Annotated in this window: 16 protein-coding genes and 2 pseudogenes; 7 read left to right on the top strand and 11 right to left on the bottom strand. The window is 69.4% G+C overall.

Features of this window, described 5'->3' with window-relative positions; all coding sequences use genetic code 11:
- Nucleotides 1–21: 21 nt before the first annotated feature.
- From AB0P07_RS34665 to AB0P07_RS34640, 6 genes are all read right to left on the bottom strand, one after another.
- The gene (locus AB0P07_RS34665; RefSeq protein ID WP_365557896.1) at nt 22–522 is read right to left on the bottom strand and encodes a hypothetical protein; all 501 of its coding nucleotides are present in this window, start codon (nt 520–522) and stop codon (nt 22–24) included.
- Nucleotides 523–568: 46 nt separating this feature from the next.
- On the bottom strand, nt 569–1,072 hold the full coding sequence (locus AB0P07_RS34660) for a hypothetical protein (RefSeq protein WP_365557893.1): 504 nt from the start codon (nt 1,070–1,072) through the stop codon (nt 569–571).
- Nucleotides 1,073–1,163: 91 nt separating this feature from the next.
- Nucleotides 1,164–1,709 carry a DUF6653 family protein gene (locus AB0P07_RS34655; RefSeq protein WP_365557890.1) on the bottom strand — a complete coding sequence of 182 codons (546 nt, stop codon included), beginning with the start codon at nt 1,707–1,709 and terminating at the stop codon, nt 1,164–1,166.
- Between the two features lie 76 nt (nt 1,710–1,785).
- Complete coding sequence (locus AB0P07_RS34650; RefSeq protein ID WP_365557888.1) at nt 1,786–2,442, bottom strand: 4'-phosphopantetheinyl transferase superfamily protein; 657 nt, start codon at nt 2,440–2,442, stop codon at nt 1,786–1,788.
- A 92-nt stretch (nt 2,443–2,534) separates the two neighbouring features.
- Complete coding sequence (locus AB0P07_RS34645) at nt 2,535–4,277, bottom strand: acyl-CoA dehydrogenase (protein ID WP_365557886.1); 1,743 nt, start codon at nt 4,275–4,277, stop codon at nt 2,535–2,537.
- A complete protein-coding gene (locus AB0P07_RS34640) occupies nt 4,274–7,138 on the bottom strand; it encodes an AAA family ATPase (RefSeq protein WP_365557883.1) in 2,865 nt (954 codons plus the stop codon). Before AB0P07_RS34640 ends, AB0P07_RS34645 begins: the two co-directional genes overlap by 4 nt.
- Before the next feature lie 588 nt (nt 7,139–7,726).
- On the opposite strand from AB0P07_RS34640, the gene AB0P07_RS34635 reads away from it, so the two are divergent.
- Entirely contained in the window at nt 7,727–8,728 is a 1,002-nt protein-coding gene (locus AB0P07_RS34635) for a winged helix-turn-helix domain-containing protein (protein ID WP_365557880.1), read from the top strand.
- Nucleotides 8,729–8,843: 115 nt separating this feature from the next.
- On the opposite strand, the gene AB0P07_RS34630 is transcribed toward AB0P07_RS34635, so the two are convergent.
- Nucleotides 8,844–9,611, bottom strand: a complete 768-nt coding sequence (locus AB0P07_RS34630) for an ABC transporter permease subunit (RefSeq protein ID WP_365557878.1) — start codon at nt 9,609–9,611, stop codon at nt 8,844–8,846.
- Nucleotides 9,612–9,666: 55 nt separating this feature from the next.
- Nucleotides 9,667–10,593, bottom strand: coding sequence for an ABC transporter ATP-binding protein (locus AB0P07_RS34625; RefSeq protein ID WP_365557876.1), 927 nt, complete (start codon nt 10,591–10,593; stop codon nt 9,667–9,669).
- 135 nt (nt 10,594–10,728) lie between these two features.
- Between AB0P07_RS34625 and AB0P07_RS34620 the strand changes: the two genes are divergently transcribed.
- The 3 genes from AB0P07_RS34620 to AB0P07_RS34610 all read left to right on the top strand — a co-directional run bounded on the left by AB0P07_RS34620 (nt 10,729) and on the right by AB0P07_RS34610 (nt 13,281).
- Nucleotides 10,729–11,202, top strand: a complete 474-nt coding sequence (locus AB0P07_RS34620) for a MarR family transcriptional regulator (RefSeq protein WP_365557873.1) — start codon at nt 10,729–10,731, stop codon at nt 11,200–11,202.
- Between the two features lie 130 nt (nt 11,203–11,332).
- Nucleotides 11,333–12,514, top strand: a complete 1,182-nt coding sequence (locus AB0P07_RS34615; protein WP_365557870.1) for a cytochrome P450 — start codon at nt 11,333–11,335, stop codon at nt 12,512–12,514.
- Nucleotides 12,511–13,281: a thioesterase domain-containing protein gene (locus AB0P07_RS34610; RefSeq protein ID WP_365557867.1), complete on the top strand. Its 771-nt coding sequence runs from the start codon at nt 12,511–12,513 to the stop codon at nt 13,279–13,281. The genes AB0P07_RS34615 and AB0P07_RS34610 overlap by 4 nt, the downstream gene beginning before the upstream one ends.
- Nucleotides 13,282–13,609: 328 nt before the next feature.
- On the opposite strand, the pseudogene AB0P07_RS34605 reads toward AB0P07_RS34610, so the two are convergent.
- Nucleotides 13,610–13,912, bottom strand: a pseudogene (locus AB0P07_RS34605) (transposase); the annotation flags it as partial.
- Nucleotides 13,913–14,375: 463 nt separating this feature from the next.
- On the opposite strand from AB0P07_RS34605, the gene AB0P07_RS34600 reads away from it, so the two are divergent.
- A complete protein-coding gene (locus tag AB0P07_RS34600; RefSeq protein WP_365557864.1) occupies nt 14,376–15,677 on the top strand; it encodes a phytase in 1,302 nt (433 codons plus the stop codon).
- A gap of 336 nt (nt 15,678–16,013) precedes the next feature.
- Here the strand turns inward: AB0P07_RS34600 and AB0P07_RS34595 are convergent.
- Nucleotides 16,014–16,178: pseudogene (locus tag AB0P07_RS34595) on the bottom strand (transposase); the annotation flags it as partial.
- 613 nt (nt 16,179–16,791) lie between these two features.
- On the opposite strand from AB0P07_RS34595, the gene AB0P07_RS34590 reads away from it, so the two are divergent.
- Entirely contained in the window at nt 16,792–17,733 is a 942-nt protein-coding gene (locus AB0P07_RS34590) for an SDR family NAD(P)-dependent oxidoreductase (RefSeq protein WP_365557861.1), read from the top strand.
- Entirely contained in the window at nt 17,730–18,167 is a 438-nt protein-coding gene (locus AB0P07_RS34585; RefSeq protein WP_365557858.1) for a hypothetical protein, read from the top strand. Before AB0P07_RS34590 ends, AB0P07_RS34585 begins: the two co-directional genes overlap by 4 nt.
- 56 nt (nt 18,168–18,223) lie before the next feature.
- On the opposite strand, the gene AB0P07_RS34580 is transcribed toward AB0P07_RS34585, so the two are convergent.
- Nucleotides 18,224–19,090: a helix-turn-helix transcriptional regulator gene (locus AB0P07_RS34580; RefSeq protein WP_365557855.1), complete on the bottom strand. Its 867-nt coding sequence runs from the start codon at nt 19,088–19,090 to the stop codon at nt 18,224–18,226.
- Between the last annotated feature and the right edge of the window lie 628 nt (nt 19,091–19,718).

The raw sequence follows: 19,718 nt of genomic DNA, 5'->3' as shown, positions 1-19,718 counted from the left end.
TTCGGCCCGTCCGCGCGTGTTCTACTCGGCGCTCGCGCTCTCGAACCGGTCGAAGACCGCGGGGACCTCCGCGGCCAAGTGGCGGTAGAGGTGCTCCAGCCTGACGACACGCTCGCGGCGCTCCTCGGACGCGTCTTCCAGTACTTCGAGACCGCGCTTGAGGACCTCGTGGAACTTGGGAATGTTGACGAGCGAGTACCGCACGGCCTTAGGCCAGTTGTGCTCCGGCAGCCACATCCAGTAGTCGTCGCTGCCGGGCTCCTCGCGCCTGTCGAAGACGCCCGGTGTGACGAGCAGCTTCGCCACGTGGTCGACGTCGTCACGCGTCACCCCGAGCGCATCGACGATCTGGCTGACACGCTGCTCGACCGGCGCACAGATCATCATGTAGCCGAACACATAGCCGTAGTTCCAGGCCATGTTGTCGGTGTTGCGGTAGTGCTCCGCCACCTTGTGGACGAAGCTGCGCTCCCCCTCGGTCAGTCCCGGTGCCGCCGGGAGCTGGTCCGTGTCCGTGGTCATGGCTGTCCTCTCGTGTGGTGCGCGGCTGATGGGGCGGTGCGCTCGGTCAGGACGTGAGGGGGGTCGGGGGCTCGTACCGGTCGAAGACGGCGGGAATCTCCTCGCCCAGATAGCGGAAGAACCGCTCCATGTTGGCGATCCGCCGGCAGCGCTCCTCAGGCTCGTCCGCGAGGACGTCGAGGCCGTGCCGCATCACGGTGTGGAACGAGGGCAGGGAGAGCATCGAGTGCTGCACCGTCTTCGGCCAGACATCGACGCTCATGGCGAGCGCGTACTCGCCGCCGGGCAGCTCCTGACGGGTCAGCACTCCCGGGGGGACGAGGAGCTTGTCGATGTGGTCGACGGCCTCACGGGTCACACCGAGCGTCTCGCAGAGCTCGGCGGCCGACTGCTGGACCGGGTCGCTGATCATCAACCAGCCGATGACATAGCCGTGTTCCCAGGCCATGTTGTCGGTGTCCCGGTAGTGCTCGGCAACGCGGTTCACATAGTCCCGCTCGCCCTCGTTGAGACCCGGAGTCGGCGGCTTCTCGGTGTGCGGCGCTGTCATGGGAGCAGCCCCTTCGCTGGAGATGGACGCTGTTCGCACCGTCGAGCCTCGCCCGCGCCGCCGGCCGGGGCACCGGGGTTCTCCCCCAGCATCACCTCATGCTGCCCCGGTGTCGGACCTCTGGGGTGGAACGGTCTCCGTCGGTGCTTTCGGCAGTGAGATCGTAGATCCAGCCGAAGTGGTCGATGCGCCACAGCTGTGCGAGCACGATCACTGCGCAGCCCAGCACAGCCGGCCACGGGTCGAGCGCCACGAGCCCCCACACGAGGAAACCGCCTCCGACGGGGCCGAGCAAAGCCAGCAGCCGCAGGACGCGCCGGTGGTGCTCGGGCAGCCGGGCCCGTTCGCGCAGCCAGATCCGCTCGCCGTAGATGCCTCGGGCGCTCCACTGCTCCGGCGGTGCCGCGACCGGACCGAAGACCCGGACGTTCGCCCACAGCCAGACACCGACCAGCGCGACGGGCACGACCGCCCAGACGCCGATCCATTCCCTGCTCCACACCGCGAGTACCAGGGCGGGCAGCGCGGCGAACCTGGTCCACACGCTCCACGGGTTGGCGTGCCGTCGCCACGCCTCGTCGGTCATACGGAACGCTGTGGCGATCCGCCTCGTTCCGTCCTTGCCCACTGTGCTCATGGCCTGTGAACGATCCGTGCCCGGCGCTGGTGACGTGGCAGGCCGGCCAACTTCATCCGGAAGATCCCCGAACCGTTCAGCCGCTGTCCCAGACCGCGACGCCCAGCCGATAGGCCGATCCTCCGGTGTTCAGCTCGTCCGTGTGGAAGGACCAGGCGGAACCCGCGGCCGGCGTCCCGTCTGCTGCGCGGAGCCGCAGGGGGCGTTCCCGGAGATCGAATCCGAAGGTGGTGAAGGGCACGCGCAGACCCTGCCCGATCGCTTTGCTGTACGCCTCTTTCAGCGTCCACAGGCGCACGAGCGCGCCGTCACGCTCGCTCTCGGGCAGCTCTTGGACCGCCGTGAGCTCCCCGGGCGTGCAGGCGCCGCGGAGCAGACCCGGTCCGTGGACCCGTCGGTCCGCGTTCTCGGCGTCCACGCCGATGCGGCCGCGCCGGGTCAGCCCGGCGAGGAGCAGACCACCGGTGTGGCTGAGGCTGATGTCGAGCTGGTCGCAACCGCGCAGCGAGGGCCGTCCGGCAAGCCCACGGGCGAGTTCCAGGTCCGACGCGTCCACACGCAGGGCGGCGGCCGCCACGTGCTTGATCAGCAGCCGGGAGGCGGCGTACCGCAGACGGTAGGGGGTGTGCTCGATGCCGTGGAAGTACTGCCAGTCACGGCCGAGCACGGCCCGCAGCTCCGCGCTCTCGTCGTGCTCCGGCTGCCACGCGGTCAGTTGTCCGTGGACGACCACGGTGCCGCGTCCGGTCAGGGCGGATCGTAGCGCTGCCCCCTCCAGGCTGCCGGGGGCCACGGAGATCGGTCGAAGCCGCACGCTCGCCTCCTTCAGGCCATGACCGCAGTGCCGTACAGGTCGTAGCTGCGCCGCTCGCCGAAGCGGCCGAGAACCTCCTGGTGAACCCGGAGGGCGCAGTCCGCAGGCGGCTCGGCCGCCCGTAGGCCCAGTCGTCCCGCGACCCGGTGCAGCGCGATCGTCACCCACGCCGGGTCGGCGAGGAAGGCGTCGTCGCGACGGTGGTACCAGACGCCGAGGGCGGCCTCGGCGGCCAGCACCCACGCGTACCGGTCGGCGAGCGCGCACCAGGCGGGGCCGGCAGCGCCGTTCGGTTCCGGCGGCGCCAGTGCCAGCGCCCGAAGGCGCAGTTCCCGCAACTCGACGCGGAGGCGCTCGGCGACCGTGCGCAGACTCCGTCCCACCGGCCCCTGTCCGGACAGCGATGCGGCCCTGGCCAGCAGCGTGCCCCCTAGGCCGTTCAGGCCCCCGGCGTCGGCCGATTCTCCGTACGCGGAGGGCGGGAGTCCGGCATCCGGCCGGAACAGCACGGCCGGCGCCTCCCGTCGTGCGCGCGAGGAGCCGCGCGCGAGCCGTGGCAGCTCGGCGACGACCAGCGACCGCCCGCAGGCGGCACCGGCCTGACCGAGGCCGATGGCCCGCATGTCCTTGAGGTTCTTGTGGAGCATGCCCACAGCGCCGTCGGCCGTGTGGAACCGCGTGCCCAGAACCACCGCCATGTCGTATGTCGTGTCCGTGCAGACCTGGGGCTGCAACGAGGCGGCCGCCGCCGCGTGGACACCGGCCTCCGCAGGTCCCGGGCGCAAGGAACGGGTGGCGGCCGTCGCGAGGCTGTCGTACGTCAACAGGTCCACGAAGGCACCGGTGAGGAGGGTGGCGCCCGGCTGACGGTCGTGTCGGTTGCGCCTGGCTGTCCGGTGCGCGCCGACCGCGGTGCGCAGGGTCGTGTCGAGGGCCGCGACCGTGGCTGCGGCCATCAGCGCCTGGTGGATCCGGACGCTCAGGAGGGACGTGGCCGAGCCGGTGCCCGCCGGACCCAACAGGGCTCCCCGGGGCACGGGACAGGCGTCGAACCAGGCTCCGGCCCGGACATAGCAGCGCAGACCCACCCGTTCGGGAACCCGGTGCCGCACGGCGCGGTAGCGGTCGGCGGGCAGCTCCCGCGGGTCGACGAGCAGCACACAGTCACCGTCGTCCCCGTGCCGCTCGGTGTCGCGGCAGAGCACGATGAGGGCGTCGGCCCGCCACAGGTTGATCACGAAGCGCCTGAGGCCGGTGACCGACAAGGAACCGTCCCCGGCCGGCACAGCCGTGACCTCGCCGTGCGGGTACGGCCGGGTGTGGGCGGCCTCGTACGCGACGGTCGCCGCCTTCCCCCCGGACAGGAGGCGGCGGGCGAGCCACTCACGCTGTCCGGGGCTGCCCGCTTGCCACACCGCGGACGCGGCCACGAAGGCGCTCAGGCCTGTGCCCGCCCCGAGGGCGACGTCCCTGCGGAACACCGGCCGCAGCACTCGCGACAGGCCCTCCACCGAGTCGAACCTGCCGCCCAGCTCCCACGGCACGAGTTCCGCGTTCATCCCGAAGTCTTCGAGCACCGACTCCGCCCCGGCCGGCACGGTGGCCGTCCGGTCCGCGTCGAGCGACGCCCGGTGCCCGGCCGGATTGCCGGGTGCGGACGGATCACCGAGGAGCGCGTCGACGCGCGCGGCCCGCGCCGCCGCCGTCTCCGCCTCGGCGGGGCGTCTCCCCCGAGCGTGCGGAACCGCGCTCACGAGCCGTGCCGCGCCACTGCCGCGCCGCGGCCTGCCGCGAGGACCTGCGGCAGCTCCGCCCGCCTGGCGATGCCGAGCTTCGCGTACACCTGGCCCAGGTGCCATTCCACGGTCTTCACCGTGACGTAGAGCGCCTGGGAGATCTCCTTGTTGCTCAGCCCATCGGCCGCCTTCCGGGCCACGCGCTCCTCCGCCGGTGTCAGCGCGGTACTCGGCCCGACACCGACCTTCGCCAGGCGTGTCCCGGCGAGCCGCAGCTCGGATCGCGCGACACCCTCCACGTGCGACGCCCCGATCCGTTGGGCCAACTTCATTCCGGCGGTGAGCTGTTGTCTGGCCTCTGTCCTGTTTCCCGCTCTCCGCAACGCGGCCCCCAGCTCGACCAGCGTGCGCGCCCGTTCCAGTGTGTCGGGCAGGGCTGCCAGCAGGCGGTCGGCTTCTTCGAGGCGGGCCACCCCTCCGGGTCCGCCGGACAGCCCGGCAAGGGCCCGCAGCGCGACGGCGAGCGGCCGGGCCGCGCCGAAGGCACGACTGCGCTCGACCTCTTCGCAGGCCAGGGCGCGAGCGTCGCGTGCACTGCGCCCGACCGCCAGGGCCCGCACCGCGTCACCGAGGTACTCGGAGGCGGCGGACGGGTACAACCAGCCCTCCGACAAGGAGATTTCACGACACTCGATCAGCTCCCGCAGACCTTCGTCAGGACGGTCGAGGCGGATCCGAAGCCGTCCTCGTGCCATCCTCAGCGGCACGAACGGGGCCGCGTCCGGGAGCTTGTGGCCGAACCCGCCGGCTGCGAGGAACTCCTCGGCCTCCTCGGGCCGCCCGGTCTCGATCAGACAGTGCACCAGGGTCGCGGCCGCGACGGGTGTGCTGATCGGGGTCAGGGAGGTGGCGTGATGGTCCCGCAGCAGGGACCGCGCCGTGGTCTCGGCCTCGGAGAGGCGTCCGGTGTCGAGGAGGAGCCTGGCCCGCAGGCTCTCGGCCGTGGCCGCGGCGAGGAGGTGTCCGGCCCCCGACGCCTGCCGGACCACTTGGGTGAGCACGTGTTCCGCCGCGGGCAGGCGGTCGCACTGCATGAGCATCCACGCGGCGATCGAAGGCGGCGGCAGCTCGACGTCACCGCCGGGAAGACGTATGTCGACCGCGACGGCCGAGCCCGCGAGGCGGGCCACGCGGGTGACGCAGCGGCCACGGCTCCACGCTTCGACGGCCGAGTGGGCCCGCTCCGCCGCCTCCGCCGGGGCCACCGTGCGCTGTTCCCCCCCGGCTCCCCCGCTCCGGATGCTGCGCAGGAGGATCGCCTCGATGGCGCGCGCCTGGCCCGGAGCGCGATCCGCGCCGGCGTCCTCTTCCTCACCGCACGCCGCACGCGCGGCGCCCAGCGCTTCCTCGTAACGGCCACTGGCGGCGAACGCCAGCGCCAGATCTGACCGCGCCGCTCGTCCGACGTCCGGATCCTGGGTACGACGCAACGCCTCGTCGAGGTGCTCGACCGCGGAACGGTCCCGTGCCCGCAGCTCCGCGAAGCCCAACGCCGCCAGCAGGCGTGCGCCGAGCGGCTCGGGCGTCGACTCCGCCAGCGCGCGTCGCAGATACCGCACGGCCGTGTAGGGATGCCCGGCGGTCAGCGCTTGGTGCGCGGCCGTGGAGAGCACATCCACCGCCCAGGGGAGGGCGCCGGGGTCCGTGCGGCACAAGTGCTCCGCGACGGTGGCGGGTTCGGCTTCCACCGCGTGCAGGGACGCCGCCGCCCGGCAGTGCGCGACTCCGCGTTCCCGGGCGGCCATGTCGGCGTAGATGACATGGCGCGCGATGGGGCTCCAGAAGGAGTACGGCACTCCGGTCCGCAGTATCTGTGCGTCTCTCAAGCATCCGATCGCCTCGCTCACCTCCCGCTCCCTGAGCCCGGCCACCGCCGCGCTGTGCCGGGGTTCCGCGCGGGTGTCCAGCACGGCGACGGCGCCGGCCAGGGCGACCGCGGCCTCCGGCAGCTGGCTGATGTGGCGGCGTATGTCCCAGGCGAGCAGGGCGGGAGCGAGGAGACGAATGCGCGGCACGGACGACTCGACCGGCTGCACCCCGCGTGCCGCCATCTCCTTGACCAGCTCGGTGAGGTGCAACGGGTTGCCTTCAGTGATCCCCATGCAGACGCGGAGCACCGCATCGTGCGGAGGGGAGCCGAGCGTCGTGGTGATGATCTCCCGCACCGCGTCCGCGCTCAGCGGTGCGAGCCGGACGGCGGTGGCGAGGGGCGTGGCGCATGCGGCGACCACGAGATCCTGGGTGACGTCGTCCTGGATCTTGCCGGGCGCCTGGGCCAGGGCTATCAGAATGGACTCGTTTTCGAGCCGGTTGGCGAGATAGCTGATGAAGTGCAGTGAGCAGGAATCGGCCCACTGCACATCGTCGATGACGAGCAGCAGCGGCTGGCGCGCCGAGAAGTTGCAGCAGAGCCAGTACAAGCCGTGCACGATCGAATACAGCTCGTCCCCGCCCGCGGTCAGCGTACTGGGAGGACTCAACCGGTCGTAGTCGAACAATGCGGTGATCAGCGTCGCGGGGCCCGAGAGCGGCGCCCCTTCATCCGCGTCGGCGCAATCCGCCGTCACCGAACGTTCGAAAAGCTGACGCACCACGGCCCAGGGGAAGGAACGTTCCAGCTCATTGCCCCGCGCGTGCAGCACCTTGAAGCCCTGGGCAGCCGCCTCGTCCCGCAGGGAGCGCAGCAAACTGGTTTTGCCCAGCCCGCGCGGTCCCTCGACCATCAGCACTCCGCCATCACCGTTCAGCGCTCGACGGAGCGCGGTTCGAGCACTATCGAATTCACGACCCCGCTCCAGCAAACGGACCTCTCGCAGCACGAAACGAACCCCTTAGACGAATGAAAGCAGGACGTTTTCATCAGCCGCCACGAGACCGGAGCAGCAGGCACGAGAGTGCCGAATGAGTACCGGTGAAAAATGCAGAACAAACACCGCAGAACGAAGCGCCATCAGCAGGTTCGAACGACAGGACAACAGTCGGGTGGGTGGAATTGCTGAGCGGGTGTGAACATTGAACCCCGGCAGATCAGCCAGAGGCAAGTCATTTGAGGCGCGTCAAATCGTGGCGGGACGAGCACCCTTGACAACCACACTTCAACATGTGATGCAACAGCCCAGAGGGGCAATCAGCGTTAAGGAACCGCAGATTCCGTTTAGCCACTCCGTCACATGGGCCCGCCGCGCGGCGAACGACGCCCAGTCCGCCCAGCTTTTCCCTTCCTTTACCAAACGCACCTCTTTCCCGCACCCATACGTTTCGTGTTTCGTTGTCCGACCCAAGAACTTCAGCCAAGCAATAATCGGTGGCCGAATCCTTCCTGGCCGGCAAGGCCATCGGGGCCTTAGCGTGACCCTGGCTGGAAACTGCCTCTACGGCGTGCACGATCCGAACGTAACGGGGGCCACATGTTGCACATCGACCTGTCTTCCGAGCAACTCACGCGCGCCAGATTCGCCCTGTCACCGATGGCCGAGTTGTCGATGGCACTGATCACCGCGGTCCGTCTGCCATTGCGCAGCCGGCTCAGTTCCGCGACCTGGCGCATCATCAAGGAACAACGCCTCGATTGCCTGGCCGTGTTGTGCCGCTGCCGTTCCTCCTATCTCCCCGACTTCATAGCCCCGCTGCCGTCGAGCTACGACCCCGGCGTGGAGGAGCAGCTGCACGCAGTGGCCAACACTCCTGCCGGGCAGGTCAGAGACGAGATGTCCGCCTTCTTCACCGGCGTGAGCGACTTCACTCCGCCGAGCCCCGTCAGCGACAAGGTCATCCGCCGCGTGCAGGGAACTGGAAGCCTGTCCCAGTTCGACGAACGGACCCTCGCCCGGCGCATGGCCGAGGAACTCGCCTGCCTCTGGGCCCACTTGATGGCGCCCCGATGGCCATTCGTCAAGGGGCAGCTGGAGGCCGAGGTCGCACGCAGTGCCGAGACGGTCGTGCGTGAGGGCTGGGCGGCGGTCTTCCCCACCCTTCACCACGCACTCAGCTGGGGCGACGGGGGCCTCAACATCGACACACCGCGTGACGGCCGGATCTTCTGGTCGCGTTCACTGATCCTTCTGCCGTCGACGCACGCGTATCGTCCGGTGCTCTTCGCCGACGTCCGCAAGCGGGGCGACACCGCGCTGGCCTATCCCGTGGGACGGCCGGATGCCGAGCCCGCGACCACCGAGTTTCCGCTCGGTCAGGTCATGGGTCGCACTCGGCTCGCGCTCCTCAAATCTCTGGGCCCGGCCCGTACGACCGCCGAACTGGCGAAACTCCACGCGCTCACCGCCGGATCGATCTCCTACCATCTGACCCGACTGCACACAGCCGGGTTGGTGCATCGGCAGCGCCGGGGCCGGGCCGTCTACTATCGCCGCTCCCCTCAGGCCGACGCCCTCATACAGCGTGCCACCGACTGATCCACCCCGCGGATCACCGGGGCAGAACCGGAGATATGTCCGGGCCGCCCCCACGGGGGCGGCCCGGACATCGGGGGGCGCCGGGTGGCTTCGAGTTGCCCGCGGGACGGTCGGGTCAGCAGTTCACGTCGCGCCGGTTGAAACGGACCGTGCCGATGCCCAGGAAGATCGCGGAGAGGATGACGAGGATGGCGATGTCACCCCACTGGAAGCCGTTCCGCAGCGGCTCGCCTCCGATGTAGTAGTACATCGGGGACAGGTACTTGATGCCGTCGCCGATCTGCGCGTAGAGGGAGTTGGCCGTGTAGGCGACGACGCCGACCGCCGAGGAGCCCGCGAGCGTGATGACCTTGCTGCCGAAGGCGGTGCCGAGGCCGAAGGCGAGCGCCGCGAAGGTCACGGACAACAGGAACAGGTTCACGCACTGGGCCAGAAACTCCACCGCTGTGATGCTGTCGAGTTCCGCGCTGGTACGGATGGCGAGCAGCGCGAGGAAGATCACGAAGCTGATCACCAAGGCGCCGGTGGCCACACTGGCGAAGCGCTGCAGCACGACTTTGGTGCGGGTGACCGGATGCGCGAGCAAGAGGTCCAACTGGCCGGACTCCTCGTCGCTCGCGGTGGCACGCAACCCGGCGGCGATTCCGTAGATCATGAGAAGCAGGGGCAGGATGAGGCCGAAGACGGCCGCCTGGAGATAGCCGGCGGCCGTGGCGTCGACATGCAGGGAGTCACGGAGCCCTGCGGGCAGGCTCTCCGTGTTGTCCTTCTGGTCGGGATAGGTGCTGGCGTATCCCATCCCGACGACTGCGGCGCCGATCGCCCAGGCGAGCAGGCCACGGCGGCTGTCGGCGAAGAACTTGGTGTAGACGGCGGAACTCATGGAGGGGTTGGTCCTTTCCGGTCCGATGTGCGAGGTCACTGACGATGCGGAGTGCTCAGCGCTCGTAGACCGGAGCGGTGCGCGGGGCGGCTTCCGCCCCTTCGTAGTAGGAGTGGAAGAGGTCCTCCAGGGCCGGCTTGGTGACCTGCAGGCCGGCCACTTCGTACGTGGCAAGGGCCTTGATCAGGTCGTCCGGGTTTCCGGAGAACGGGCCGCTCAGGCCCGTCCCCTCGGCATCGACACGAAGCCCTTCGCCCCCGGCCACCCTCGTGAAGGCGTCGGCCGGAACGGGCGTGGCAAAGGTGATCTCCACGTCGCGGACCGAAGCAGAACGCAGGTTGGCGACACTGTCGAGCGCGACGAGGGCACCGTCACGGATGATGCCGACGCGGTGGGCGACCGCCTCGACCTCGCTCATGATGTGGCTGGACATGAAGACCGTCTGCCCCCGCTCGGCGGCCTCGGAGATCAGGTCCAGGAAGGTCTGCTGGACCAGAGGGTCGAGACCGGAGGTGGGCTCGTCGAGGATCAGCAGCTCAGGCGTATGCATCAAGGCCTGCACCAGACCGACCTTCTGCCTGTTGCCCTTCGAGAGCTTCTTGATCTTGGCGCTCTGGTCGAGGCCGAGCCGTTCGGCGAGTTCGTCGATTCGTCCCTGCGGCACGCCCCCGCGAAGTGCGGCGAGGAAGCGCAGATAGCCGCGGACGTTCTGCCGCCCGTCACACACGAAGTCTCCGGGCAGGTAACCCACGCGGCCGCGCAGCTTGGCACCCTCGGCCAACGGGTCGAGGCCGAGCACCTTGCAGGAACCCGACGTCGGGCGGATCAGGTCCAGGAGCAGCCGGATGGTGGTGGTCTTTCCCGCGCCGTTCGGCCCCAGGAAGCCGAAGACCTCCCCGGTCCTCACCTCCAGCGTCAGTCCGGTCAGGCCGCGGCGGGTGCCGTACGTCTTGGTGAGCTCGCCGAGCTCGATTGCGTTCATCACACTCCGACTATGCTGAGTTTTCAGAGATCTGTAAAGACTCGGAGTTTCGCGAGTTTTCGTTACGCTAAGAAGGCGTCAAGATCCCACGCCCCGAGCAGGACCTTCTTGCCGAGGAAGCACCAAGGAGCCCGGATGGACCAGAACGACACAGAACTCCGCGATGCGGCCGAGAAGTTGGCGCTCTCCCTCGCGGACAGCGGCATGCAGCGCACCATGGCCCGGGTGATGACCGCACTGCTCTACACGCAGCAGGAGACGATGACCGCGGGCGACCTCTGTGAGCAGCTCCAGATCAGCTCGGGCGCCGTCTCCGGGGCAGTGAAGCAACTCATCCAGATCGGCATCATCGAGCGAGTACCCGCCCCCGGCAGCCGCCGCGAGCACTACCGGTTCCGCAACCACGCCTGGGCCACGATGATGGGCAACCAGAACGCGGTGATCGACGTCCTGGAGCAGGCCGCCTCGGACGGTCTGCGGGCGGCGGGCCACGACAGCCCCGCGGGCCGCCGGCTCCACGAGATGCAGGACTTCCACGCCTTCATGCAGCGCGAGCTGACCCCCCTCTTCGACAAGTGGCGCGAGCAGTACGACGCCGAACACTCGTAAAGCCGGGGTCGGTGCTGGGGTACTCCCCCGGGGCGCCTCCTCGGTGCGCGGGCGAAGACTGAGCCGTGACGAGCCGTGCGGGCTCCGCTCCTGTCGGGCCCGCCGCGGAACCGAGGAGGATAGGGGACACATGGCTGACCACTCCGTGGCCGCGCCGCCGTTCTTCGCCGACGGTGGCCCCGCGCTCCACGCGTGGATGCGCAGCGCCCGGGACAACACCCCGGTCATGTTCGACGAACCATCGCAGTCCTGGAAGGTATACCGGTACGAGGACGTCCACCGCGTCCTGTCCGACTGGGAAGTGTTCTCCAACGACATGTGCCGGGTCATACCCCAGCACGCGTTCACTCGGGGCAACCTGTCCACGATGGATCCGCCCGAGCACAAGCAGCTCCGGGGCGTCATCGCCCAGGGCTTCACACCCCGGACGCTGGCCGAACTCGCCCCCCGCATCGAGACCCTGACCAAGGAACTGCTGGACGCGGTCGAGGACCGGGACGAGATCGACATCACCAGGGACCTGGCCTACCAGCTGCCGCTGAACGTCATCTCGACCCTGATCGGCGTCCCCCGCGAGGACCGCGGTGTGCTCCAGCGCACGGCGGACGCGCAGCTGGCACTGACCTGCGAGAACCCGGCCAACCCCGACTTCGCCGTACAGGTGCAGAAGGCGATGGAGGAACTGCAGGACTACGTCAGGGACCTCAGCGCCCGGCGCCGCGCCGAACCGCGGGACGACCTGGTCAGCCGGCTGGTCACCGCCACCGTCGGCGACCGCTCGCTGGACGAGGAGGAGGTCGTCAACTTCACCGTCCTGCTCCTGCTCGCCGGCCACCTCACCACCATGTCGCTGATCGGCAACATGATGGTGACCCTGAGCGAGCACCCCGACCAGCTGGCTCAGGTACGCGCAGACCGCGCCCTGGTGCCCGGCGCCGTCGAAGAGGTGCTGCGCTACCGCACTCCCGTACCCGAAGGCGGCCGGGTCACCAACCGGGAGGTGGAGCTCGGCGGCGTGGTCATCCCGCCCAACAAGATGGTCCTGTGCTCGCTGATCTCCGCCAATCGCGACGAGCGCAAGTACACCGACCCCGACCGGTTCGACATCCACCGCGACCCCAACCCCCAACTCGCCTTCACGACGGGCATCCACTACTGCCTCGGCGCCCATCTGGCCCGGCTCGAGGCGAAGATCGCGCTCAACACGGTCCTGGACCGGTACACCGAGCTCACCCCGACCGGGCTCGACTGGTATCCGACCTACGCGCTGTGCAACCCGAAGCGGCTCACCTTCGACGTACGCCGCGCATGACGACCGTCGCCTCCCCCTTCGAGCAGTGGATCCTGCGGCCGGAGCCACGCCCCACGGCCGTGCTGCGCCTGATCTGTGTGCCGTACGCGGGCGGCGGCCCCGCCGCCTACCACGCATGGCCCCGCGGGCTGGGGGACGCGGTGGAGCCGTGGCTGCTGCGACTGCCGGGGCGGGAGGCACGGCTGCGCGAGGCACCGCTGCACAGCGTGGCGGAGATCGCGCAGCAGGCGGCCGCCGCCCTGGCGCCCGAACTGCGCGGCCCGTTCGCCGTGTTCGGCTACAGTCTCGGCGCCTGGGTCGCCTTCGAGCTGGTACGGGAGCTGCGTGACGTGTACGGGCTAAGGGCCGCCCACCTCGGGGTGGCGGCCCGCCCCGCACCGCAGACGCCGATGCGGCACCCCCCGGTGCACACCCTGCCCGACGACGCCTTCCTCGACATACTGGACCATCGCTTCCAGGCGATCCCGCCCATGATCCGGGAATCCGCCGACATGCGCGCGATCTACCTGCCGGCGCTGCGCGCCGACACGACGGCCCTGGAGACGTACCAGTACCGGTCGGGCCCCCGGCTCGACTGTCCGATCTCGGCGTACGGGGGCACCGAGGACGCGGACTGCGATCCCGCGGACCTGCGGGCCTGGGGCCGGATGACGACGAGCCGCTTCCAGCTGCTCATGCTGCCTGGCGGGCACTTCTTCCTCACCACCTGCCAGACACAGCTGCTCGAGGCCCTCTCAGCCGACCTGTTGCGCTCCTTGGTGCCCTGACCGACGTCGGGGCGCGCCCACGACACTACCCCCGCGGTCCTGGCATCGTCCGCCACGTCGTCGAACGCATCGTTGCCTGCTTCACAGCCTCCGACTCCTGGGCGTCCTCTGGCACATACACGACGACGCCCGCACGGAGCACCTCGGACTCACCGTCTGCGTCATCACATACCGTCACGTCCCATGGCCTTGGCAGGGAACGCCGAGTGGCGGTGCCGCCCCGCGCCGTATCCCGCGACCGCTGCCTGCCCGGAGAGCCCGAGGACACCTCGCCGCTCCAGTGCGGTTCGACTCGCTTCGCCATTGCGGGGCGGCTGTCGCCGGCCATGACACCGACGACTTCCCGGCCGCCGTCCCGGGTGACGCCGGTGGCGATGACGATCGCCTGGGAGACGTTGCGGTGGTCGACACGGGCCTTGACATGGGTGGCGTCGAGGAAGAGGCAGGGGAACCGAATGTGATCCAGCGGCCGGGTCCGGAAGGCGTCCAGCTGTTCGTCAAGGTTCGCGTACATCCGGGAGACCTCGCTCTTGGACATCCCGGTGTCGGAGCCGGGGGCTTTGACCAGGTCGTCGACGGGGCGGGTGGAAACGCCGTGGACGTATGCCTCGATGATGACCGCGTACAGGGCCCCCCGGCCTCGATCAGTTCCTGCAGCAGCTGTTCGGCGACCTCGCGGACGAGTTCAAGACCATCGGCCGAACGCAGTGACTCAGGCAGGCGAAGTAGGTCATGCCGGGACAACGCGACCGTGCACCCCCTGGGGTCGAGCTGCCCGTTCACTCAGGACAGTTGCACGGGGGCCTGCCGGTGAGCAGGGAGCAAGTCACCAGCAGAGGCCGCAAACCAGGGAGCGGAACCCGCGCACTCAACCGCGGACATCCCCTACACCACACGGCGGGACGCCATCCTCCAACGGCCCTGACGGTGTCCTGCTCCCGCACCACACCCCCACCTGCCGACCGGAGATCTCAGACATTCACCCGCCGGACGCCCGTCCGTCGATGGGGGGTTGCCACCATGTCGCCCGCGCTCCGCGTGATCTTGTGATCATGCGGTGTTGTCCCGTCCACTCCCTGACAGAGGAGAACTTCTTGCGCGCGTTCACAAGACGCCGTTCCGGTGTCGTAGCGGTGGCCGCGACCCTCGCATTCGCCGCTGGTGCGGCATCCGGCACTCCGGCGGGCGCGGCCGCACCGCCCGTAGTCGTTCCTCGGGCCGAGACCGCCGCGCTGTTCGACGACGACGAGGGCGGCAACGCGAACGCCGACGACCCGGCGATCTGGCGCAACTCCGCCGACCCGGACGCCAGCCTCGTCATCGCCACGGCCAAGGAGGGCGGCCTGCGGGTCTACGATCTCGACGCCCGGCAGGTGCAGTCGGTCCCCGCGCCCGCAGCGCCCGGCGCGGACGACGCCCCCGGCCGCTTCAACAACGTCGACCTGGTGCACGACACGTCCCTGAGCTCCGGCGCCACGGACCTGGCGGTCGTCAGCGACCGCGGCAGCGACAAGCTGCGCGTCTACCGCATCGACGGAGACCGCCCCGGCGCCCCGCTCACCGACGTCACGGACCCCTCGGCGCCATGGATCTTCTCCGGCTCGCAGGCGGAGGTCAACGAGGAGAGCACCGCCTACGGCCTGGCCACCTACACCGACTCCGCGACCGGCATGTCATACGCTCTCGTCAGCCAGAACGCGACCACCCGCATAGCGCTGCTGGAACTGACCACGACGAGCCGGGGCACGGTGTCCTACCGGAAGGTCCGCACCCTGGACCTGCCCGCCGCCTTCACGATGCCCGACGGCACGAAGTGGTCCCCCTGCGGCGACCCCGGCGAGGGCCCGCAGGTCGAGGGCATGGTCGTCGACCCGGAGACGGGCACGCTCTTCGCCGGGCAGGAGGACGTGGGCGTCTGGCGCCTGCGGGCCGACCTCAAGGGCGCTCCCGTCCTGCAGGACAAGGTCCGCGAGTACGGCGTGCCGGCCACGTACGACGAGGCCTCCGACGAGTGCCTGGCGGGTGACGACCCCGGCTTCGGCGGCGACCGGATGTCGGCGGACGTCGAGGGCCTGACCCTGCTGAAGCAGGACGACGGGGACGGCTACCTGCTCGCCTCCAGCCAGGGCGACGACACTTTCGTCGCCTACGACCGTGAACGTTCCGACGACTACGAGTACGAGGGCGGCTTCCGGGTGGGTGCCGCGTCCGGGTCGCTGGACGGCTCCGAGGCGTGCGACGGCGCGGACGTGCTCGCCGAGCCGCTCGGCCGCAGGTACCCGGACGGCCTGCTCGTCGTCCAGGACGGTCATACCTCTCCGGAGGACGGCGACCGGGAGGCCACCGGCTTCAAGTTCGTCGACCTCGGCGACGTCCTGGAGGCCCTCGACGACTGACAGCCGGTTGAGGAGGGCGCGGCGGCCCGCACTGGCGGCCCGCCGCGCCACGTAGCCGAACCCCCGCGCGGAGCCCCGAGTGCCCGGCGGCAGGCAACCGAGCGCGGCGGCCGCCACGGATGCGGACCGGGACCCTCGGTTGTTGCCGACCTGTTGAAGTCGACTACGAAAGACGCGTGGCCGCTCGCGACGATGGCAGCCGCCCTGTCAATTCCATGGAACCGCCGGAAAGGGCTGGCACGGCGGGCCAGTCCCCTGGCATGCAGACACCGTAGGCCCGTGCCGCAGGCACGGGTCACGCCCAGGCCCCGCTCGTGGACTCGCAGGCGAGATCACGCGCTCGCGGACCTGGCAGCGCAGGAGTTCATGGATGACCCGGTCGGTCCCGTCGTCCCGCCAGGCGGCGAAGTAGTAATGCGTCGCGCTCTTCTGCGGCAGGTCGTGCGGGAGACAGGCGCACCGGCAGCCGGTCCGGCCCTGGTAGAGGATCGCGTTCACGACTGGCAGGTTCCGCCCCGCCACACCACCAGGCGACAGCAGAACCACCCAAAGGATTACGCACCGCCCACTGAGAGCATCGTATCCGGTCTGACGCCGTTGCCTGGAGGGTGGTGATGCCGTCACTAGTGTGAGCCCCGCCTTCTCGCACAGCCCGCTGCAGCCGACTGTTGATTCTGCAAGTCGGGACCTACAGAGAGATGCAACGGCCTTGAAACCCCATCAGATGGCTAGCGTTACCGGAGCATCAGGGAGCATCGGGCGCGCGACCGCGGAGAGCTGGCGGACGCGGGGCTCACCGCGCTCGACTGCCTCCACAGCGACGAGGCTGCCAGCGACGGCGTCGCCGACGAAAGCGCCGGGGGCAAGGCATTCGCGGTGTCGGCGAACGTCGCGGACTGGGGCAGCGAGGCTGTCCATCATTCACCGCGTGGTGACCGAAGCGGCAGCGCCTGACCACCAGCACGTCCCAGGGGTGGATCGCCCGCATGGCCGCCGCGACGCCGACGGCGTGGCTCGGCACCGTAAATCTCACAGGCCTCGACGCCTGCCTGGCCTCTCCCGCCTGCGGACGGGTCATCGCCCAGGTCATCAGAACCAATGGAGGAATCGCCTGATGCCTACCACCGAGAAATCCGACAGCCTCGTCGTCATCGTCACCGGTGCCGGCAGTGGGATCGGCCGCGCCGTCGCGATGGAGCTCGCTCGCGCAGGTCACATCGTGTACGCCGGGATACGCGACCTGGACGGCCGCAACAGCCGACGGGCCGAGGAACTGCGCGAACTCGCGTCAGCCGAGGACGTGCGCCTGACGGCGCTGGAACTGGATGTGCTGTCCGAACCCGGCTGCCGCAGCGCCGTCGATGTCGTCCTTGGCGAGTACGGGCGGATCGACGTCGTGGTCAACAACGCCGGCATGCTGATGACGGGCGTCGCCGAGGGATTCACCCCGGATCAGTTCCTGCGCATCCTCGACACCAACGCGGTGTCCTGGCTACGAGTCAACCGCGCGGTTCTCCCGGTGATGCGCCGCCAGGGCTCAGGGACGCTGGCCTACATCAGCAGCACGACCGCCCACATCGCCGAGCCGTTCATGGCGACCTACATCGCCAGCAAGGCCGCGGGCGAGTTCCTCGCCGAGTCGATGGGGCTGGAGGTGGCACCTCTGGGTATCGACACCGTGATCGTCGTACCAGGCGCCTTCACCGAAGGTACCGAACACTTCACGCACAGCAACTCGCCTGCTGACGCGGCCGTCGTCACCCAGTACACCGGCCTGCCGGGCAGGGCCGCCGAGATTTCCGAGCGCCTGCATGCCGTCGATCTCGCGAACGACGGCTCACCCGCGCAGGTGGAGTCCGTCGGCCGGGCTCTGGCCGAGGTGCTCGAAAAGCCGCAGAGCAAGCGTCCGCGCCGGGTTGTGGTCGACGCGCAGCGCAAGGGGGTCGAGGAACTCGACGCCGTGCGTGCAGCCAAGCAACACACGTTCTTCCGCCATCTGGGCATCGAGGACCTCCTCACGGTCGCCGTACCCGCCACCTTCGAGGAGAGACGATGACACGCACCATCGAGGACCTGATCGGAACCTTCTACGCGGCGTTCAGTGGCAAGCCCGAGCTCCTCGACGACATCATCGCCGACGACTGGGACGACATCCCGCTGGGTCCGGGCCAGGCACCCGGCCGAGCCGGCGCCGCTCCGCTGATCGAGGGCGTGGGTGAGGCCTTCAGCGACTTCCGCATCGTGGTCCACCAGATCGTCGACGGCCGGGGCCCCGACGGCAACGGGTTCGTCGGGGTGCGGGGCGCAGTGCGTGAGGACCGAGGTGAAGGCCAAGAACACGCTGCAGCGGTTCCTCGACCGGCGGTTCCGCCGGCAGACCCACGATCTGACAGCGCCAGCCCCTCGGGCCCGGCAGCAGTCCTGGGGCTCCAGGACCGCTGCCGATCGAGAGATTCCGCGCTCACGGCACACCGAAGTCGCCGATTCTGAGCGCACGTTGACGGACAGTCGGTCGCCCCGTAGACCGGCCAACCAGAACGCTGCGCTCAGCGAAGAGTGGGCCCGCTCTGCTTCGCGGCCCCGATATCCTGGCTGCCCAGGACGGCGAGCAGTTCCAGCTTCTCCGCCGCGTCGCCGCCCACCGGGGCGGTGAACCACAACAGCCGCTGCGAACCATCCTCACTCAGCAGGCTGAGGCAGTTGAGCTCTATCACGCCGAGGCCTGGGTGCATCAGCCTCTTTCGGTCGGCCCGACGTACGGCGACCTCCTGATGAGCCCACAGGTCCGCGAACTCGCAGCTAACCGAGACCAGTCGCCGAATCAGTCCGCGCACCTCACTGTCGCCGCCACGGCGAGCCGAGACCGCTCGCAGGTCGGCCACGAAGACCCGCGACTGGTGATCGTGTTCGTCCGGGTGGTACCGCCGCCGGGCCTCGGGGTCGGTGAACCAGCGGTACACGAAGCTGGCCTCGATACCCTTCTTCCTGGGGGTCGGTCCCAGCAGCGCAGCGGCGAGGCGGTTCTGTACCAGCGTCGCGTGCAAGTCGGTGATCACTGCCGCCGGGGTGGTTGGCAGACGTTCGAGCAGATCGAGCATCCCCGGATGGACGTGCACCGACGGTCCGTGCCGAGGTGGCAGCGGACGGCCGGCCAGATGGTACAGATGGGCATGCTCATCCTCCGTTAGCCCCAGAGCCCGCGCGAGCGCGGCCACCATCTGCGCGGACGGCTGCGCACCCCGGCCCTGCTCCAACTGGTTGTAGTAGTCAACCGAGGTGTCGGCAAAGAGAGCCACCTCGTCGCGGCGCAACCCAGGCACCCGACGTCGTGCCGACTCGGGAAGCCCCACTTCGCCGGGGCGGATGCGATCGCGTCGCGACCTCAAGAACTCACCGAAGGCAGCCAGATCCATACCGACCATTCTGGAACGACTTGCCGCGCCAAGGCAGGGGACGCCGTCACCCCCCTCGGCGCATTGTGATGTTCGATCCGGCCCCGTCGACAATCAACCTTTCCTCAGGACTGGGCCGAGGCCGGCGTCTGGCCACGCCTGCACGCTGCCTTGCCGGCCGAGCTTCGCCGCACCGACCTGCTGGATGAGACGCTGTTCGCGGCGATCATCCACGTGCTGGTCAGCGGCTGCGCCTGGCGGGCACCGCCACCGTGCTTCGGCAGATCGAAGTCGACGGCCCGTCGGCGGTTGCCGATCTCGTCCAGAGCCGGTGTCCGGTGTCCATTTGCACTCGGCTGTGCTCCACGAGCCCGACGACGCCGGCCTGGTCGAGGTCAGCCGAGCCGTTTCGACACCGCCCGTGTCAGGGCTGAAGATAGGGGCGAGGCGAACACGCAGGTTCGAGCCGTGTGGACCGGGGCAGGCCGGGCATCCAAGATGCACGGGCCTTGACCCCTGATGTTGGACACACGAGACACTGGATCCTGAGGATCTGAGAGGGCGTTAAGTCCGTTTCTGGTAGCGGCCGCGTCCCGGTTGCTCGAGGAATCCCTGGCGGACGAGTCGTCCCAGGCGGGAGCGGGTGACG

It is taken from the genome of Streptomyces sp. NPDC085944, assembly GCF_040686295.1.
GTDB lineage: Bacteria > Actinomycetota > Actinomycetes > Streptomycetales > Streptomycetaceae > Streptomyces > Streptomyces salinarius.
This window is presented reverse-complemented; position numbering and strand designations above follow the sequence as displayed.

Coding starts and splice junctions, on each gene's coding strand:
- AB0P07_RS34665 (WP_365557896.1), bottom strand. CDS start 522: ATGACCACGGACACGGACCAGCTCCCGGCGGCACCGGGACTGACCGAG.
- AB0P07_RS34660 (WP_365557893.1), bottom strand. CDS start 1,072: ATGACAGCGCCGCACACCGAGAAGCCGCCGACTCCGGGTCTCAACGAG.
- AB0P07_RS34655 (WP_365557890.1), bottom strand. CDS start 1,709: ATGAGCACAGTGGGCAAGGACGGAACGAGGCGGATCGCCACAGCGTTC.
- AB0P07_RS34635 (WP_365557880.1), top strand. CDS start 7,727: ATGTTGCACATCGACCTGTCTTCCGAGCAACTCACGCGCGCCAGATTC.
- AB0P07_RS34630 (WP_365557878.1), bottom strand. CDS start 9,611: ATGAGTTCCGCCGTCTACACCAAGTTCTTCGCCGACAGCCGCCGTGGC.
- AB0P07_RS34625 (WP_365557876.1), bottom strand. CDS start 10,593: ATGAACGCAATCGAGCTCGGCGAGCTCACCAAGACGTACGGCACCCGC.
- AB0P07_RS34620 (WP_365557873.1), top strand. CDS start 10,729: ATGGACCAGAACGACACAGAACTCCGCGATGCGGCCGAGAAGTTGGCG.
- AB0P07_RS34615 (WP_365557870.1), top strand. CDS start 11,333: ATGGCTGACCACTCCGTGGCCGCGCCGCCGTTCTTCGCCGACGGTGGC.
- AB0P07_RS34610 (WP_365557867.1), top strand. CDS start 12,511: ATGACGACCGTCGCCTCCCCCTTCGAGCAGTGGATCCTGCGGCCGGAG.
- AB0P07_RS34590 (WP_365557861.1), top strand. CDS start 16,792: ATGCCTACCACCGAGAAATCCGACAGCCTCGTCGTCATCGTCACCGGT.
- AB0P07_RS34585 (WP_365557858.1), top strand. CDS start 17,730: ATGACACGCACCATCGAGGACCTGATCGGAACCTTCTACGCGGCGTTC.
- AB0P07_RS34580 (WP_365557855.1), bottom strand. CDS start 19,090: ATGGATCTGGCTGCCTTCGGTGAGTTCTTGAGGTCGCGACGCGATCGC.